At 55.7% G+C, this 14,824-nt stretch carries 15 protein-coding genes and 2 pseudogenes; 10 read left to right on the top strand and 7 right to left on the bottom strand.

Features of this window, described 5'->3' with window-relative positions:
- Positions 1-2: 2 nt before the first annotated feature.
- From AC2FNV_RS12015 to AC2FNV_RS12005, 3 genes are all read right to left on the bottom strand, one after another.
- Positions 3-1,469 (bottom strand): ABC transporter substrate-binding protein, encoded by a 1,467-nt coding sequence (locus tag AC2FNV_RS12015; RefSeq protein WP_254442545.1) that lies wholly within the window; start codon positions 1,467-1,469, stop codon positions 3-5.
- A 59-nt stretch (positions 1,470-1,528) separates the two neighbouring features.
- The gene (locus tag AC2FNV_RS12010) at positions 1,529-2,608 is read right to left on the bottom strand and encodes an ABC transporter ATP-binding protein (protein WP_170603627.1); all 1,080 of its coding nucleotides are present in this window, start codon (positions 2,606-2,608) and stop codon (positions 1,529-1,531) included.
- Positions 2,609-2,671: 63 nt separating this feature from the next.
- A complete protein-coding gene (locus tag AC2FNV_RS12005; protein WP_496773393.1) occupies positions 2,672-3,694 on the bottom strand; it encodes a LacI family DNA-binding transcriptional regulator in 1,023 nt (340 codons plus the stop codon).
- Positions 3,695-3,784: 90 nt separating this feature from the next.
- Between AC2FNV_RS12005 and AC2FNV_RS12000 the strand changes: the two genes are divergently transcribed.
- From AC2FNV_RS12000 to terL, 8 genes and pseudogenes are all read left to right on the top strand, one after another.
- Complete coding sequence (locus tag AC2FNV_RS12000; protein WP_170603631.1) at positions 3,785-4,219, top strand: RbsD/FucU family protein; 435 nt, start codon at positions 3,785-3,787, stop codon at positions 4,217-4,219.
- 87 nt (positions 4,220-4,306) lie between these two features.
- The gene (locus AC2FNV_RS11995; protein WP_170603633.1) at positions 4,307-5,314 is read left to right on the top strand and encodes a dihydroxyacetone kinase subunit DhaK; all 1,008 of its coding nucleotides are present in this window, start codon (positions 4,307-4,309) and stop codon (positions 5,312-5,314) included.
- A 3-nt stretch (positions 5,315-5,317) separates the two neighbouring features.
- Positions 5,318-5,941, top strand: a complete 624-nt coding sequence (dhaL, locus tag AC2FNV_RS11990; RefSeq protein WP_496773390.1) for a dihydroxyacetone kinase subunit DhaL — start codon at positions 5,318-5,320, stop codon at positions 5,939-5,941.
- 139 nt (positions 5,942-6,080) lie between these two features.
- Positions 6,081-6,383: a hypothetical protein gene (locus AC2FNV_RS11985; protein WP_170603637.1), complete on the top strand. Its 303-nt coding sequence runs from the start codon at positions 6,081-6,083 to the stop codon at positions 6,381-6,383.
- Between the two features lie 24 nt (positions 6,384-6,407).
- On the top strand, positions 6,408-7,175 hold the full coding sequence (locus AC2FNV_RS11980; protein ID WP_496773389.1) for a triose-phosphate isomerase: 768 nt from the start codon (positions 6,408-6,410) through the stop codon (positions 7,173-7,175).
- A gap of 19 nt (positions 7,176-7,194) precedes the next feature.
- On the top strand, positions 7,195-7,656 hold the full coding sequence (gene derI / locus AC2FNV_RS11975; protein ID WP_170603641.1) for a D-erythrulose-4-phosphate isomerase: 462 nt from the start codon (positions 7,195-7,197) through the stop codon (positions 7,654-7,656).
- 178 nt (positions 7,657-7,834) lie between these two features.
- Positions 7,835-8,349, top strand: a pseudogene (locus tag AC2FNV_RS11970) (IS6 family transposase); the annotation flags it as partial.
- A gap of 126 nt (positions 8,350-8,475) precedes the next feature.
- On the top strand, positions 8,476-8,928 hold the full coding sequence (terL, locus tag AC2FNV_RS11965; RefSeq protein WP_496773422.1) for a phage terminase large subunit: 453 nt from the start codon (positions 8,476-8,478) through the stop codon (positions 8,926-8,928).
- A gap of 70 nt (positions 8,929-8,998) precedes the next feature.
- On the opposite strand, the gene AC2FNV_RS11960 is transcribed toward terL, so the two are convergent.
- The 3 genes from AC2FNV_RS11960 to AC2FNV_RS11950 all read right to left on the bottom strand — a co-directional run bounded on the left by AC2FNV_RS11960 (position 8,999) and on the right by AC2FNV_RS11950 (position 11,951).
- Positions 8,999-9,934: an FUSC family protein gene (locus AC2FNV_RS11960; RefSeq protein WP_170611060.1), complete on the bottom strand. Its 936-nt coding sequence runs from the start codon at positions 9,932-9,934 to the stop codon at positions 8,999-9,001.
- Positions 9,935-10,251: 317 nt separating this feature from the next.
- Positions 10,252-11,274, bottom strand: coding sequence for a DUF1214 domain-containing protein (locus AC2FNV_RS11955; protein ID WP_217362354.1), 1,023 nt, complete (start codon positions 11,272-11,274; stop codon positions 10,252-10,254).
- Positions 11,275-11,486: 212 nt separating this feature from the next.
- Positions 11,487-11,951 carry an MAPEG family protein gene (locus AC2FNV_RS11950; RefSeq protein ID WP_170603657.1) on the bottom strand — a complete coding sequence of 155 codons (465 nt, stop codon included), beginning with the start codon at positions 11,949-11,951 and terminating at the stop codon, positions 11,487-11,489.
- A gap of 78 nt (positions 11,952-12,029) precedes the next feature.
- Between AC2FNV_RS11950 and AC2FNV_RS11945 the strand changes: the two genes are divergently transcribed.
- Complete coding sequence (locus AC2FNV_RS11945) at positions 12,030-12,611, top strand: TetR/AcrR family transcriptional regulator (RefSeq protein WP_170603659.1); 582 nt, start codon at positions 12,030-12,032, stop codon at positions 12,609-12,611.
- Positions 12,612-13,489: 878 nt separating this feature from the next.
- On the opposite strand, the pseudogene AC2FNV_RS11940 reads toward AC2FNV_RS11945, so the two are convergent.
- Positions 13,490-13,744, bottom strand: a pseudogene (locus AC2FNV_RS11940) (IS6 family transposase); the annotation flags it as partial.
- Between the two features lie 705 nt (positions 13,745-14,449).
- On the opposite strand from AC2FNV_RS11940, the gene AC2FNV_RS11935 reads away from it, so the two are divergent.
- On the top strand, positions 14,450-14,620 hold the full coding sequence (locus AC2FNV_RS11935) for a Flp family type IVb pilin (protein WP_217362408.1): 171 nt from the start codon (positions 14,450-14,452) through the stop codon (positions 14,618-14,620).
- Positions 14,621-14,824: the final 204 nt, after the last annotated feature.

Genomic DNA, 14,824 nt, shown 5'->3' with positions numbered 1-14,824 from the left:
GCTTACTCGATGAAACCGATGTCTTCGAGAAGCTCCTGCTGGAACGCTGCGACGTTATCCAAGGCTTCCTTGGCCGATTGCTGGCCGGTGATCGCCTTGTCGAACTCTTCCTGTTGCTGGGTTAGCATTTCGAAGAATTCAGGGATGTGCCACACGTCCTTCTGCCAATCGATCATCTCGACATGTGCGCGGTTCCACGGGCGTAGATCGTTGTATTCCGGCATGGCCATTACGCTCATAAGACCGGACTGACCACCATTCGCCACGGCAGCGAGCTGGGTCTCGGGGTTTAGCCACCACTTCACGACATTGAGAGCCTCGTTCACGACCTCGTCCGAGTTCCAGGTGGTCAGAACGAAGGGCTGTCCGCCGATATTGCCGGTTCGGTCGATCGAACCGTCCGCCTGGCGTGTGCCCGGGGCGGGGCCGAAGGCCGACTTGTCGTGCACGGTCGACGCACTCGGATCGAGCACAGGTTCGCCCAGACCCACCCAGTCGATGATCGCCCCGACCTTGCCCTGCATGTAGAGGTCCTGGATCACGAAGATGTCCATCTGACCGGTCTGCGCGACAGGCGGCATGTACTGGAGATAGCTGAGGTACTCATCAAAGGCCGCAACGGACACATCCGAGTTCACCACGCCTTCGGCTTGAGCCTCGGGAGCTTTCGATTCATCCCAGATGTCGCCGCCTTGCTGCCAGATGAAGGCGTTGACCTGCATGGTCGAGAAGTCATAGCCCTTACCGGCCTGGTAGGCGATGCCGTAGAACGGCTCGGTCAGTTCTTCGCCCGCAAGCATCTCGCCGGCATCACGCTGGAAGAACTCGCCGATCTGCCCCCATTTCGTCCAGTCCGTGTCCTGCCAGTCTTCATAGGTACACGGCAGATTGGTTCCGTACTGCTCCTGGAACGCCGCCATTTCACCTTCGTTGCAGAAGATGTCCTCGCGGTAGAAGGTGACATAGGTGTCCGGGAACTGCGGGAAACCGTAGTAGTTCACACCGGGTGCCGGCACCTCGCCAGCTTCTTCAAGCTGTGCGCGGGTCCGGTGCGGGTATGTCGAATAGGCTGAAACCAGTGCCGGATGCAGGTCCTGCATGATCGCCGTCAGTTCGGGGTCTTGGTTGATCTTGTCGGTCAGGTTCATGTAGTACCCGCCTTCGACAAATGCTCCCAGCCACTGGCTGTCGGTCACAATCATCTGGTATTTCTGTTCGCCCGATGTCAGCGAGGCCGCGACGCGTTCGTAGAAGCTGGGCCACGGGATAAAGTCCATATCAAGCGTCGTGGTGTGACCGTCCGGCGAGGTATATGTCTGGTCGAAATGCTCCTTCATGAAGCGTGTCGGCGGCCAGTCCGGGGCCGCCATTGTGATCGTGACGTCGGCCGACATGGCGGGCGAACCGCTCAGTCCTGCCCCAAGAATTGTAGCACCCATCAGGGTGCTCATAAGATTGATTCTTTTCATAGTCTCCTCCACTAGTTGGCTTTCTTGTTTAGGCTTTTTCTTGCTGCTCTCCCGCAAAGCTATGTGGCGGCGTGCGCGGCACGCGCGCCGGTTGATGGATCGAAGAAATGCAAGTTCCTCGGGTCGAATTTGACGGCGATCTCGTCGCCCACTCTGAACCTGGCCGCGACCTCTTCACGAAGAACCATCTTCATGTCGGTGTCGCGGGTTCGAATATCGATGATCGTGACATCGCCCAGTGGTTCGGTAAGGTGGATCTTGGCCGGGATGCCACCTTCCTCTCCGTTGGCCAGCGCAATGTCATGCGGCCGAAGCCCGACGACCAGCGGCTGCCCGCTGGAGACACCCGGAGCCTCGACGGGCTGATCGAGGAAGGGCAACGCGATCTCACCGTCGCTTGGAGCGGTCGCCGTCACGAAGTTGATAGGCGGCGAGCCGATCATGCCAGCCACATAGGTGTTTGTCGGCGCACCGTAGAGATCGCGTGGTGTTCCGATGGCGACAACCTTGCCTTCCCGGATCACGCCTACCCGGTCGCCCATGGTCAGCGCCTCGATCTGATCCGGCGTTGCATAGAGCATAGTCATACCAAGCTCTCTGTGTAACCTTTTGAATTCAGTTCGCATCTCGTCGCGAAGCTTGGCATCGAGATTAGTCAGAGGCTCGTCCAGCAGTAACAGCTTCGGGCGTCCCACGATGGCGCGCCCGATGGCCACCCGTTGCTGCTCGCCGCCCGAGAGCGTTGTCGGCTTGCGCTTTAGGGTGTGTGTCACCCGCAAAAGCTCGGCCACCTCGCCGACGCGCTTTTTAATGTCCGACGCGCTTTCACCCGAACGGCGCAGGGGATGCGCCAGATTTGCTTCCACTGACAGGTGAGGGTAGAGCGCGAAGGTCTGGAAAATCATCGAGATGCCGCGACCCTGCACCGCGCTTTCGGTGACATCGCGACCTGCGAAGTGTACCGAACCGTGTTCAAGCTCTTCAAGCCCCGATATAGCGCGCAGGGTGGTTGTCTTGCCGGAAGACGAGGGGCCAAGAAGGCAAAAGAACTCGCCATCGGCCACGTCGAACGACATCCCGTCAAGCGCCAGGATCTTGCCGTATGTGCGCCGCAGGTTATTGACCTTCAACTCCGACATATGTTCTCGCCCCTCATACCCATGTCTCTCCCCTACGGTGCTTCATGCACGATTTGTTCAGCCTCAATGCAGATTGTCGCGCACGAAGACTTCGATCCGAATCCGCTCCTGTTTCTCATTCACCGGCGTGCCGTCGGTGAGGTGCTTCAGTACGCGGATGGCGCTGCGAACCTCATGGCTCGGGTCCTGCACCAAGACCGCGTCGACCGTACCGTTGATCAATGCGGCGCGAGTGTGCTCCGAAAGCTCTGTAGTCACCACGCACATGTCCTGCTTCGCAGTTTCGATCGCGTCGATGACGCCCCTTGTTCCGCCCCCTAGACTATAGATCCCAACCACGTTGGGGTTTTCTGACAGCAGATTTGAAAGCTTTTCTTCGACCAGCCCCGCCAGTTCCTCACCCTCGATCCAGGGAAGAACGTTCAGTTCAGGGCATTCGGCGCGCATCACCTGTTCAAAGCCCATGCGGCGCTCCACATGGTCCCGCAGCGTGCCGGAACCTGCGACGACTGCCACATCTCCGGATCGGGGCGAGACAAAGCGTTTCAGCAAACTGGCGGCAACCCGTCCGGCAGCAACGTTATCGATGCCGACAAATCGTTCACGCTCCGAATTCGGGATGTCGGAGATAAACGAGATCACATGCACGCCGCGCTTGCGAAGCGCCGCAATCGCATCACGCACGATTTGGCTTTCTACCGCGACTATTGCGACCCCGTCGCCGATTTCCTCGCCCATGTCGTCAATTGCGTCGACGATCGCACGCGGATCGAGCGGCGGAATGGCGATGGAATTGATCCGGATGCGTTCCTTGGAGGCCTGATGTTTTGCTGTCTCGATCTCAGCGCGGACGTCATTGAAGAAGGCGGTTTCACCTGCAGAAACAATGAAGGTGAACGTATAGGACCGGCCCCTCGCAAGATTGGCGGCCGTCTGGTCGCGCACGAAGTTTAATCGGTCCATCGCATCGACCACACGTTGGATCGTTGCCTCACGCACGCCCTTGCGTTTGTTGAGCACGCGATCCACCGTCGCAAGGCTTACTCCAGCCTCTTTGGCTACGTCCTGCGCAGTCACACGTGTCATTGATCCTCCCTATTGAAAAATCTTGAGGTATGTCGTGATGTACGTCAATCAAATTCGTAGCTGAAGTTGAATGGCGAAGGGAGGGGACAGATGCTGATTGGAATTCCCAACTTGTTGACACCCGATTTGTTAAGACATCTCAAGGCGATGGGTCACGGTGATGAATTGGTAATCGCAGATGCGAATTTTCCGGCAGAAACTTGTGCCGCGCGAATCGAGCGTCTCGCGGGTGCCAGCGCAACTGAGGTTTTGAGGGCAATCCTGACGATTATGCCTCTTGATTCCTACGTCGATCACCCGGCCCGCACGATGCAGGTTGTCGGCGACCCTGACACCGTTCCCGACATCGTAGCCGATTTCCAGAAGATCATCGATGAGACGGCGGATCATCCCGCCAAGATCAGGGGCGTGGAACGGCACGAGTTCTATGTCGAGGCCCGCAAGACCTATTGCATCGTACAAACGGCCGAGACACGTCTCTATGGCAATATCATCCTGCAGAAGGGCGTTGTGCCGCCAAGCTGATCGACGGTGAACGGCTACGGCAATTGGACTTGCAAACTGCGGTGCAAAGCGGGCTAGATGTGGGTTGCGTAAGAGGAGATTCACGCGATGCAAACAAAGAAGATCATCAACGACGGAGACGACGCGGTCGATGAAATGCTCGACGGGATACTTCTGGCGCATGGCGACACATTGCGCACCTCCGCAGACTCGGGCCGGGCGATCATTGCGCGAAACGGGCCACGTGAGGGCAAGGTCGGTTTGGTCATCGGGGGCGGGTCCGGGCACGAGCCGACCTTCGTCGGATTTGTGGGGCAGGGGCTGGCTGACGCGGCGGCGATTGGAAACGTCTTTGCCTCGCCCCCGCCCGATCCCGCGCTAGCATGCGTCAAGGAGGTCTCCGGCGGCACAGGCGTGCTCTTCATGTACGGGAACTATGCAGGCGACGTTATGAATTTCGACATGGCGGCCGAGATGGCGGCGATGGACGATATCGAGGTGCGCACCGTGCTGACCACAGATGACGTGGCCTCGGCCCCGCGCGACGAGATCGAAAAACGGCGCGGTGTGGCGGGCAACTTCTTCATCTTCAAGGCGGCGGGAGCTGCGGCAGATGAGATGATGAGCCTCGACGAAGTCGAACGCGTGGCGCGGCACGCGAATGCGCGGACTTACACCATGGGCGTCGCGCTGAGTCCGTGTTCGCTGCCGCAGACCCGGCGGTGGAATTTCGATCTGCCTGAAGGCGAGATGGAAATCGGCATGGGCATTCACGGCGAGCCGGGGATCGAACGCGGACCGATCAAGCAGGCCGACCAGATCGTAGACGAAATGATGGACCGGATCTTCGATGAGATGGGCGCGGCAAGCGGCGATCGGGTCGCCGTTTTGGTCAACGGTCTGGGAGCAACACCGCTGATGGAGCTTTATATCATGAACAGGCGGGTGCAGGCGCGCCTTGAGGCGGCCGGTCTTTCGACCCATGCCACCTGGGTCGGGAACTATTGCACCTCGCTGGAAATGGCTGGCGCCTCGGTCACGCTCATGCATCTCGATGATGAGTTGCAGCGCCTGATCGACCGGCCTTGCCATTGCGCCATGTTCCGGGTGGTCTGAGTGATGGACGGCAATGATGTGAAAGCAATGCTGCTGGCCGCCGCCGACGCGATGGACGCTGCGCGCGATGAGCTCTGTGCGCTTGACGGTGAGATCGGGGATGCCGATCATGGCGTCGCCATGGCCGGCGGTTTCGGCGCCATCCGAACCGCTCTGGTGGAGCTAGACGGTGTAGCGCCAACCGAGGTATTGAATGCCGCGGCGAAGGCGTTCCTGAATGCCGTCGGCGCCTCCTCAGGTCCTCTCTATGCGACCGCTTTCATGCGCGCCGGCGCGGCGGTGAAGGGCAAGGACGTGCTCGGCGACGGGGACGCTCCGGGGCTGATAGTTGCGATGGCCGAGGGGATTGCGCATCGAGGCAAAGCCGAGCGCGGCGACAAAACCATGCTGGATGCTTGGGGGCCTGCCTCGGACGCAGCGACGGCGTCCGCGGGTAAACTTGCCGCCACCGTTTTCCATGCCGCGGCGGACGCGGCTGAAGCCGGGGCGGAGGCCACCGTCGAGATGCAAGCGAGACTGGGCCGCGCCGCACGCCTCGGGGCTCGCTCGCTGGGGCACAAGGATCCCGGAGCGGCGTCAGCCGCGGTGCTTCTCCGTGCCATGGCAAGAACCCTCGAAGAGAGCTGATCGGCGCGTTCGCGTCAGGTCCGCCGTTGGCCACCGGCGAAATGCCATTTGCCCGAATCGGGCTAACGCGCCCACTCTTGTAAAAAGAATATCAGCCACCGCCGACCAAACGACGGTGGCGCAAAACGGGAGTAAAGAATTGGATATTGCATCGCCCATGGGGCGCGTTTCAGCTTGGTTCGAAAACTTCAGAAAGGCCCTCGAAAACGTTGTTGCCAAAGCGTTGAAATCACTTGTCGTGGAAGAGTTCTATTGGCGTGATCTCGTCTCTTTCACATGGAATACTAAGACTATGGAAAGTCGGAATGCGATCGCCGATATGGTATTGGCCATGCTGGGCGATGCGCATCCGAAGAACTGTAAGATCGATGACCGGTCTGCCGGTTGCACGAAATGCATCACCTCTCCGGAGGGACGGCCTGGTGAAACCGGCTCGATCTGATTTCCAGTAAGGCGCGAGTGTAAAATGACGGTGGCAGATTTCTGGATCGGCACAAGTTGGAAGATGAACAAGACGCTCGTTGAAGCCGAGAGCTTCGCGAGGGCGCTTGCGGCGGCCGACGCCGATTGCGACGATCGCATCCAGCGGTTTGTGATTCCGCCCTTCACGGTCGTGCGCGAGGTTGCGCGGATTCTCGACCAGACTTCGGTTCTGGTGGGCGCACAGAACATGCATTGGGCCGATGCGGGTGCTTGGACCGGCGAGATCTCCCCAGTCATGCTGGCCGATTGCGGACTGGACGTTGTCGAACTCGGCCATTCCGAGCGCCGCGCCCATTTCGGTGAGACCGACGAGACGGTCGCCTTGAAGGCCGAGGCGGCGGTGCGCCATAGACTTATTCCGCTTATTTGCATCGGCGAGACGCTAGACGAACGGGAGAGTGGGCGCGCCACCGAAGTGCTGGGGGCTCAGGTGCGCGCCGCACTAGGTGGACTTCGCGGTGACCAGAAAGCGGCGCCGGTGATCATGGCCTATGAGCCAGTTTGGGCCATTGGCGACGGCGGCATTCCCGCGACCTCGGATTATGCAGATGCGCGTCATGCCGAGATCATCGCTTTCGCAACCGACATTCTGGGCCGCCCCGCGCCTTGCCTCTACGGTGGGTCGGTCAACCCTGAGAATTGCCAAGACCTCATCGTCTGCCCGCATATAGACGGGCTTTTTATCGGTCGGTCGGCCTGGAATGTCGACGGGTATCTCGGCATCCTTACTGCCTGCGCGGATGTCATCTGACGTATCGAAAGGACACTTCATGAAGATTGCGATTGCCGGAGACAGTGCGGGCGAGGGGTTGGCAAAAACACTGGCCATGCACCTCGCCAAGACCCACGACGTCGCGGACGTGTCGCGAACCGAGGATGGGCCGGACGCCTTCTACGCAAACCTGTCCGATCGCGTCGCTTCGGCGGTGATCGCGGGCGAGTACGACCGGGCGATCCTGGTCTGCGGGACGGGCATCGGTGTCGCGATCTCGGCCAACAAGGTCCCAGGCATCCGAGCGGCGCAATGCCACGACACCTACTCAGCTGAGCGCGCCGCGTTGTCAAACAATGCACAGATTATTACTATGGGCGCTCGCGTAATTGGCCCGGAGCTCGCGAAAACCATTGCCGAGGCCTTTCTGGCCAACACGCAAGATTTTGACGAGAACGGCCGTTCCGCTGGAAACGTCAACGCGATCCGCGACGTCGACGCGAAGTACAACAAGGCTTGAGATTCGAGTGCGGCTAAGTAAGTACAACGATCAAAAATCAACCGCTTCGGCAGCTGGACAACAATTCCGAGGACCTAATCTCGGAAATAATCCAATGCATGGTCTCGGCCTGTCCTGACCTTACCGGGGTCATGTCGGAAGAACTTGGGTTGAGGCGGGCAGGGTGGTTGGGTGGATTTTGCCCACGACCAGACCTTCCTCTTTCAAGTATTTCAAAACCAGTCCTGGGATCATCCGCCTGGCGGTGATGCTGTATATCCGATTTCCGCTGTCACTCCGCAATGTTGAAGACCTACTGCACGAACGCGGGATCGATGTCAGCCATGAAACCGTCCGCTACTGGTGGAGCAGGTTCGGCCCAATGTATGCATCAGAGATCCGAAGGAAACGGTTTCAGTAACTCCGAGCCTTTTCAAAATGGAAATGGCACGTGGACGAGGTTTTTGTGAAGGTGATTGGCCAGCGACACTATCTGTGGCGGGACGTAGATCATGAGTGCGAAGTGCTGGAAGCCGTCGTCACAAAGCGCAGAAACAAAGCTGCAGCATTGAAAATCCTCAAGAAATTGGTGAAGCGGCACGGAAAAGCGAAGCCGTCGTTACAGATCGCTTTGCTTGCTACAAGACTGCGCTCAGAGTTTTGGGTGTAATCGAAAAACAAACGACGGGAAGGTGGCTCAACATCCGCCGGGAGCTTGGGACGGCCACATTCGAGGCCCAGTATCAGCAGTCGCCTGTTCTGCCAGGGGGAAATCTAGTAAAAACAGAGTGGTTTAGGTCTTATGACGGACCGCCGCGCCCCAGCCAATACGAAGCGGTTGTGCAGAGCTGGGACACGGCTTCAGTCCCGGGCATCAACAACGACTATTCCGTCTGCACGACATGGGGGCTAATCAACAATCACGTTGATCTGCTTGACGTGCACAGGGAGCAGTATGACTATCCGGATCTGGTACGCGCGGCCCGCGCGCAACGTCAGAAATTCAAGCCCAGGCTGATCGTTGTCGAGAAAGCTGGCGTCGGCTTTGCGCTCGGGACCGATCTGCTGCGGGACGGTTTGCGAGACGTTCAGGGACTGGACGTCAAGGGCGACAAAGTAGAGCGCATGTCAGTTCAATGCGCAAAGATTGAGGCTGGATTCGTCCGTCTTCCGAAATCGTCGCCTTGGCTTGAAACTTATCTAAAGGAGATGGGGGAGTTCCCACAAGGCCGCTACGATGATCAGGTCGACAGTACGTCTCAAATTCTCAGGACGCTGGACATGCGGCCGTGAGCGATCCTATGACTGCCTTATGTCGACGAGGGCTCATTAGACCAATTCCTCATTGGAGGATTAATCTGGCCTAGGTCTGATCGCCCGGCGCTTCCTCTTTTGATGCAAAAAAACTGACGGAACCTGCGAGCAGCATCAAAACCAAAACACTGACCACTTCAGCCAATAGTCTTGAAGCGGCGGCATCGGGTTCAACAGAAATCAGCATAAGGACAATTGCTGCGGTCATGCAGGCACGGCTAAGTATTGGAAATGCCAAAATGATCCTCATCGCCAAGACAAAACCAATCATCGCGAGTCCGAATTCGAACCAGCGTGGAGGCTCGAACCATGAGAGTAAAAGGACACCCGCAACACCCAAAACAACGCCAATCATCCTCGACAAAGACATGCTCAAGCCGTTCGTGCCGTTTGCTATGAGTACGCTCAAAAAAACGAAGGGAACCCAATAGGAACGTTCTATTGGCAGAAACATCGCTAGTACCAGCGAAGCCAAGAAGCCAATGACTATCGCACATCTTACAGCGAAAGGTGGGAGCCCCAAGTCCGGGCCTTTGGGTGCCATTAGTGCCTCTATTCCCACCAGCCTAGCAGAGGTTACACCCCAAAGCGCTCCGATAACATAATACGTCATAGTTGACGCATCCGGATGCGTTGTTTCAGAGAAAACTAGATAGGACCAGCCGAACGCAGCATAGCCAAGAGCTCTGGCCCCAGCTTGACGCAATGCCAGCATACTTCCGATCGCCAGAAGAGCGCCTACGAAAAAAACACCCGTAGTTCCTGCGAAAGCCGCAACCGGATATGCCACCGCCGTTAACGCGACAGAAATCAAACCCCATTTTCGGTTGCTGAAAACGGTAGCCAGCAGCCCAGCGGCGAAAGCAATCACTCCAACTGCGTGCGGCAGCTCGAGCAAAACAGAAAGCAAAAAAACTGGCGTTCCAAGTGCCACTAATTGCGCTATCTGCGCCCAGGGAACAAACGGCTTTTGTAGCGAATTCATTACTTAAGTAGGCGTGACATCGGGAGCGTTTGCAAGTGACCACTTTGGGCTCAACGCAGTCACCTGACTGATTTACTCAGATGACCGGTTAGCGGTTTTGAGGGGACGTTCACCCCCGAAACTCGGAGTTTCGAACAGGAACGACCGCTTTCACCAAAAGCGGTCGCTCTCCCAAATCTTGGCTACGACCGGCTTGCGGACAAAGCCGCAGATGGAGAGTGCTCGCTGGAAGGACTACTCGTGACCCAATGCAGACGTCTGATAAATGACAAGCTTTTACGCTAAAACTACTCCCCAACGGTTTATTTGGTGGAAAGCTACTCCACCGAAACGGCTAGCGGGAACGTCCACTTCCCGCTCAGAATTTCGTTGCGCGGTTGATACAGCCGGACGACGTAATTCCATCCATCAGTGATCGGAAGGCAGTTCACGCGACCATCTGCACAGCCACCAAAATGTACCGTTACTACTCCATCATCCTCCCTCTCAGCAGTGACGTTGTTAACGGAATACGCATCCAAATCGTTGGCTTCCAGATAGCCGTCCTCATTGTAAACGGTCACGGACCAAAACCCATCCACGGGCACGTCCTTGACGGTCAAAGTATGGGGTGTGACGCCATTGTTCTGGGCCGCAACTTGGTTCAAGTAAACCGCGGCGTGGGGCGGATTCCCACCCCATCCACCGCCTGTCGCAATGAAGTGAAGGATCGGGTCGACTTCTCCTCTCGCGCCGAAAGCGCCTGTGAAATCATCAATGTCAGCAAGCAGGGAATTTAGAAGACCGCGGGTGCGATCAAGAGAGACCCGATCCCAATCCGGAACCTCGAAGGAGCCGATGTCCGCTTGCTCGAAAGTGATGTCGTCCATCAGACGATTGGCCTCAGCGATGTCTTCCGGGTCTGAGGGGTCCATGAACGTTCGAATTACAACTACAATGTACTTGGAGCCAGCCTCGTCTTCAGTAAAGGTATACGCGCCGCCCTCATGCTGCACGTCGACCACGTAATGATCCTGATTGATGATCAGCATCGACTGAAAGCGGCCTTCGTTGTCGGGCATCTTGATGGTGACCGGGCTGGTCAGATCGAAGACAGCGCCACTGTAAAGGGTGTCGCGGTTCTGCCGAATGACGTTTTGCTCGGCAATAGGTGTAGGAGCGCGGGTGTGTACGAAATTCGCGAAATAGCCCTGAGCGGCAAAGAGTGCCATGTAGCTGTCAGTCTCGGCGCGCACAAAGTTTAGTGCGTTGACGGGAACATTTTCTTCGGAAAACGCTGGCGCGGCTGCGCCTACAAGTAGAACAGCTAAAAAACGAGAAAGCATTCCGACCGTCATCATAAGGCTCCCCCAAATAGCCGCTAACAAAGTTTACGACCTAAGGATTGTTCTGCATTGAGATGGATCAAGCGAGCCACTTAGTAGCCTGCCAAAGCGCAAAACGGTCGGCTTCTCGGTCGGATCTGCGCGTCTGCTTCGGGCTCAACGCGGTCATTCCGTGAAATCTGCTCAAAGTCTGCTTTGCGGACTTAGCTGCCACCCAAGTTTTCCGACTAGACCAACGCCGACCAAAGCGTGTGCACGGCCATGTAGATCACGATTACGGAACCAACAGTATAAAACGTCGCTCGAACTTCGTGGGATTGTTCGGTCGCATAGGCAACAAAATGTGCGAGACGAGCGGCGACGAATCCGTAGAAGAGCGCCTTCGCTAAAAGCAACACCGGATCGGCCAAAACGAAAAGCAACCCCGCGACCCAGAATGCTGGAACGTTCTCCAGATCGTTGCGATGCATTCGCCGGGAACGGTCAACGTAGTCATTGACGTCGAGTTGGGACGGATCGGGGTTCTTGTTGATAAGACCCTTTCTGAGGTCTTCCGGGCTGGCCCATCCCCCACCGACTTTCAACATTCGGTGTACCGTCATCCAACCTTGCCCCATGACTTTCAGCACCATCAGGGAGGCCGCAATCACATACACCGTAAACACAGGGTTTTCAAAGTTCAGTAGATCCATGTTAATAATCTCTTTTCCAATTGCCTACCGTCGGTAGGCTAGATAAACTACCAACGGTAGGCAATCAAGAGGCAATTTATGAGCGAACTCAAAACTGACCAGAAGATCATACTTGCCGCGCAAGGGCTGCTCACGAATAGCGGCCTCGGTGCTGTCTCATTTGACACAATCGCGCGAGAGCTTGGCATCGCAAAACAGTCGGTGCTCTATTGGTTTCCATCCAAGAGCGACTTGCTTGCGGCTATGTTCGTTGACTGGTTGGATGCAGAGGCCATGGAGGCCGAAGATAGCCTAGCTTCTGTCTTAACCCCGAATGAGGCCATCGACGTTTTCGTTCGATCAATCCTACGTTTCCATACAGATAACCTTGACCGTTTCAGAATGATGTACCTCGCCCCTCAGACGCTGAAGGCAGGCATGCAAGAGGTGCGGAATGGCGATGTTCTCGCTAAGATACATGCTACCACGTCACAATTGTACGGCGCCCTGGCGGCACGGCTTGATGAATCACCTGACCAAGCTCGCCAGACGGCATTTGCGATCCATTCCGCGGCCTTGGGATTAGTTCTGATGCTCGGTCTCGCTGAAGGAATTGGCGATCCGCTCGCGCATTCCCAGGACGATATCTTGACTGCTCTGATTGCCAAACTTTCATCATAGGTAGAGAGATTCTTGGAGGCCGGCGCGAAGCCTCTCTCGGAAAAAGAATGAGTTCGACGCGCACCTTATTTGAGGGGTCTTGGGAATGCTCTGCAAATATGCCTGGAGAAGTTGTCAACCGACGCACTGTTTATGGGTTCACCCCTTCATTGGTGTCCAATTTGCAACAGATATACGAAACGGGATAAAATTTTTTATTGTAATTTCAGTTAGTTAAAAATTTGCCTAATTTTTAGGCAGCTTCACCTAAGCCACTCATATAAATAGACCTTCTTACTAAGAAGCCTTAGGCTTCCACCGAGATATCCACACAACTTGTGGAGTGAAAGCGCTTGTATTTTTTTTTCTAGGATCCACTAAGCACCCGAATCTACTTGCACTATATAAGCGCGATAAGTCGTTGGTCGAATTCACCCTTTCACCCGTCCTCCGGAATAGGACCATCGGGGGAAATATGTTGGTGTTCCCGTTCCGGGTAAGCGAGGTGTGTTGTTCCGGGGTCTTGGCGTTAAAATCAAAATGCTGGCGTACCGAGGCCGCTAGCCGATTGGATTAGAAGAGGACCAAAAGTATCTCTCATAATCAGTTAAATTCCGAAAATTATTAATGATGCCGAAGCTCTCAGCGCTTTACTCTTGGTTGTCGCCTTTGGGCGTTGCTGCAACGTTCATTGGAGTCGCAAGCATTTCTTTTGCAAGCCTGTCTCCGCCGGGGAGCGCTGGTGATCCGGGAAGTGCTGACAAAGCGATGCATATCATTGCATACGCGATTATTGTGCTTCCTTTAGCATTAGTCAGAAGCCGCACGAGGATTTGGAGCGCCGTCGGCATTTTGATTTGGAGCGGATGCATTGAACTCTTGCAGCCGCTTTTTGGACGCTCATCAAGCGTTAGTGATGTTATCGCCAATGCACGAAGTTGCTGGACCCGTTTGCGTCTAATCTCAGAAGCAAACATTGGGCCGAACCTGTTCCACCAGTATCGGACGGTTTCATCGCTGACATCGATCCCGCGCTCGTGCAGCAGATCTTCGACATTCCGAAGCGAGAGTGGAAACCGAATATACAGCATCACCGCAAGACGGATGATCTCGGGACTGGTCTTAAAGTACTTGAAGAAGGCAGGTTTGGTCATTCCCAAACGCTACGCATACCCCCTGCCCCGCTCAAGCAAAGTTCTTCTGACAAGACCATCGTGTTGGAATACAAGTTGCACATCGCGTTCAGGTCCAATGCAGTAAGGAAACTAGCCTCGAACATAATCCTTTTGTGCGTCGAAAAACGAAAACTTTTAGAGCGGCAGTCAGATCGTGAACTTGAAGCGTCAGTGTCAGGGCCGGTGCGCTCACGCTTCTTACTCGTTCTATTTCCAACATTCTGGGAAAATTGACAAAAAAAATGGGCGTCAATCGGATGCGACCCAAGGGATTGGTCAAATCGCTGGATTGAACTAAATGACGTAGGTCACAATCCCCATGTGACATTTCCCATGCCGTTTTCGGCGGTACTGTCAACTTGAACCCGCGTTTGACCGTCCCTCGGCAGCGCGGGCTTTTTTTCTGATCCAGCCGACCTACGTCTTTGTTTACTACCGCAGACAGCCCGTGTTGCCTTGTCCCCTGTAAAATTGGCAGCACGGTTTTCTGTAGTATCCCGAGGCGCACCACAGTGAAGTTGCTAATTCTTTCACCTTATACGTGTGCTTTTCCACAGTTTGGATGATGCACGCCCTGTTCCAAGGGGCGTATGTTTGATGAAGGCTCCCTCTTTAAGGGGGGTGTTAGCGCCGTCAGTTTGTACGGCATCGGTGTGTATCTAGTGAGTTAACTAGGAGAGTAAAATGTTGAAGCTCTATGTAATGATGAAAACACTGGCACGTGACGAGCGCGGTGCGACCATCGTCGAGTACGGTGTTGCCCTGACCATTATCACGGCAATTGCAGTTGCGACCCTCACAGCTTTGGGCGGCGACGTTAACGGCCAGTTCACCGTGGCAGAAGGCCTATTGTAATCACCTGCTTGCAATTCAAGTCGTAAGGGATGGTGAGGGCTTTGACGGGACGAAATGCGGTCACGGGAACTGCACACATTAGGTGTGGCGAAAGAGCGGTTCTAAAATCATTTTGTTTCCATTTAAGAAACAATGTAAAGAGATTGTTTACGGATCGTGGACGTTTCTGTTTTCACGGGTAAAACTAGGAAGTTCCAATTCCGA

It is taken from the genome of Ruegeria sp. BHSA163, from assembly GCF_059613365.1.
The sequence above is the reverse complement of the archived record's forward strand: the minus strand, read 5'-3'. Positions and strand labels throughout refer to the sequence as shown.

What these genes read in the sequence shown, in the direction of transcription:
- AC2FNV_RS12010 (WP_170603627.1), bottom strand. Translation starts at nt 2,608, where the DNA reads ATGTCGGAGTTGAAGGTCAATAACCTGCGGCGCACATACGGCAAGATC.
- AC2FNV_RS11955 (WP_217362354.1), bottom strand. Translation starts at nt 11,274, where the DNA reads ATGATGACGGTCGGAATGCTTTCTCGTTTTTTAGCTGTTCTACTTGTA.
- AC2FNV_RS11945 (WP_170603659.1), top strand. Translation starts at nt 12,030, where the DNA reads ATGAGCGAACTCAAAACTGACCAGAAGATCATACTTGCCGCGCAAGGG.
- AC2FNV_RS11980 (WP_496773389.1), top strand. Translation starts at nt 6,408, where the DNA reads ATGACGGTGGCAGATTTCTGGATCGGCACAAGTTGGAAGATGAACAAG.
- AC2FNV_RS12005 (WP_496773393.1), bottom strand. Translation starts at nt 3,694, where the DNA reads ATGACACGTGTGACTGCGCAGGACGTAGCCAAAGAGGCTGGAGTAAGC.
- derI (WP_170603641.1), top strand. Translation starts at nt 7,195, where the DNA reads ATGAAGATTGCGATTGCCGGAGACAGTGCGGGCGAGGGGTTGGCAAAA.
- AC2FNV_RS11960 (WP_170611060.1), bottom strand. Translation starts at nt 9,934, where the DNA reads ATGAATTCGCTACAAAAGCCGTTTGTTCCCTGGGCGCAGATAGCGCAA.
- dhaL (WP_496773390.1), top strand. Translation starts at nt 5,318, where the DNA reads ATGGACGGCAATGATGTGAAAGCAATGCTGCTGGCCGCCGCCGACGCG.
- AC2FNV_RS12015 (WP_254442545.1), bottom strand. Translation starts at nt 1,469, where the DNA reads ATGAAAAGAATCAATCTTATGAGCACCCTGATGGGTGCTACAATTCTT.
- AC2FNV_RS11935 (WP_217362408.1), top strand. Translation starts at nt 14,450, where the DNA reads ATGTTGAAGCTCTATGTAATGATGAAAACACTGGCACGTGACGAGCGC.
- AC2FNV_RS11995 (WP_170603633.1), top strand. Translation starts at nt 4,307, where the DNA reads ATGCAAACAAAGAAGATCATCAACGACGGAGACGACGCGGTCGATGAA.
- AC2FNV_RS12000 (WP_170603631.1), top strand. Translation starts at nt 3,785, where the DNA reads ATGCTGATTGGAATTCCCAACTTGTTGACACCCGATTTGTTAAGACAT.
- AC2FNV_RS11950 (WP_170603657.1), bottom strand. Translation starts at nt 11,951, where the DNA reads ATGGATCTACTGAACTTTGAAAACCCTGTGTTTACGGTGTATGTGATT.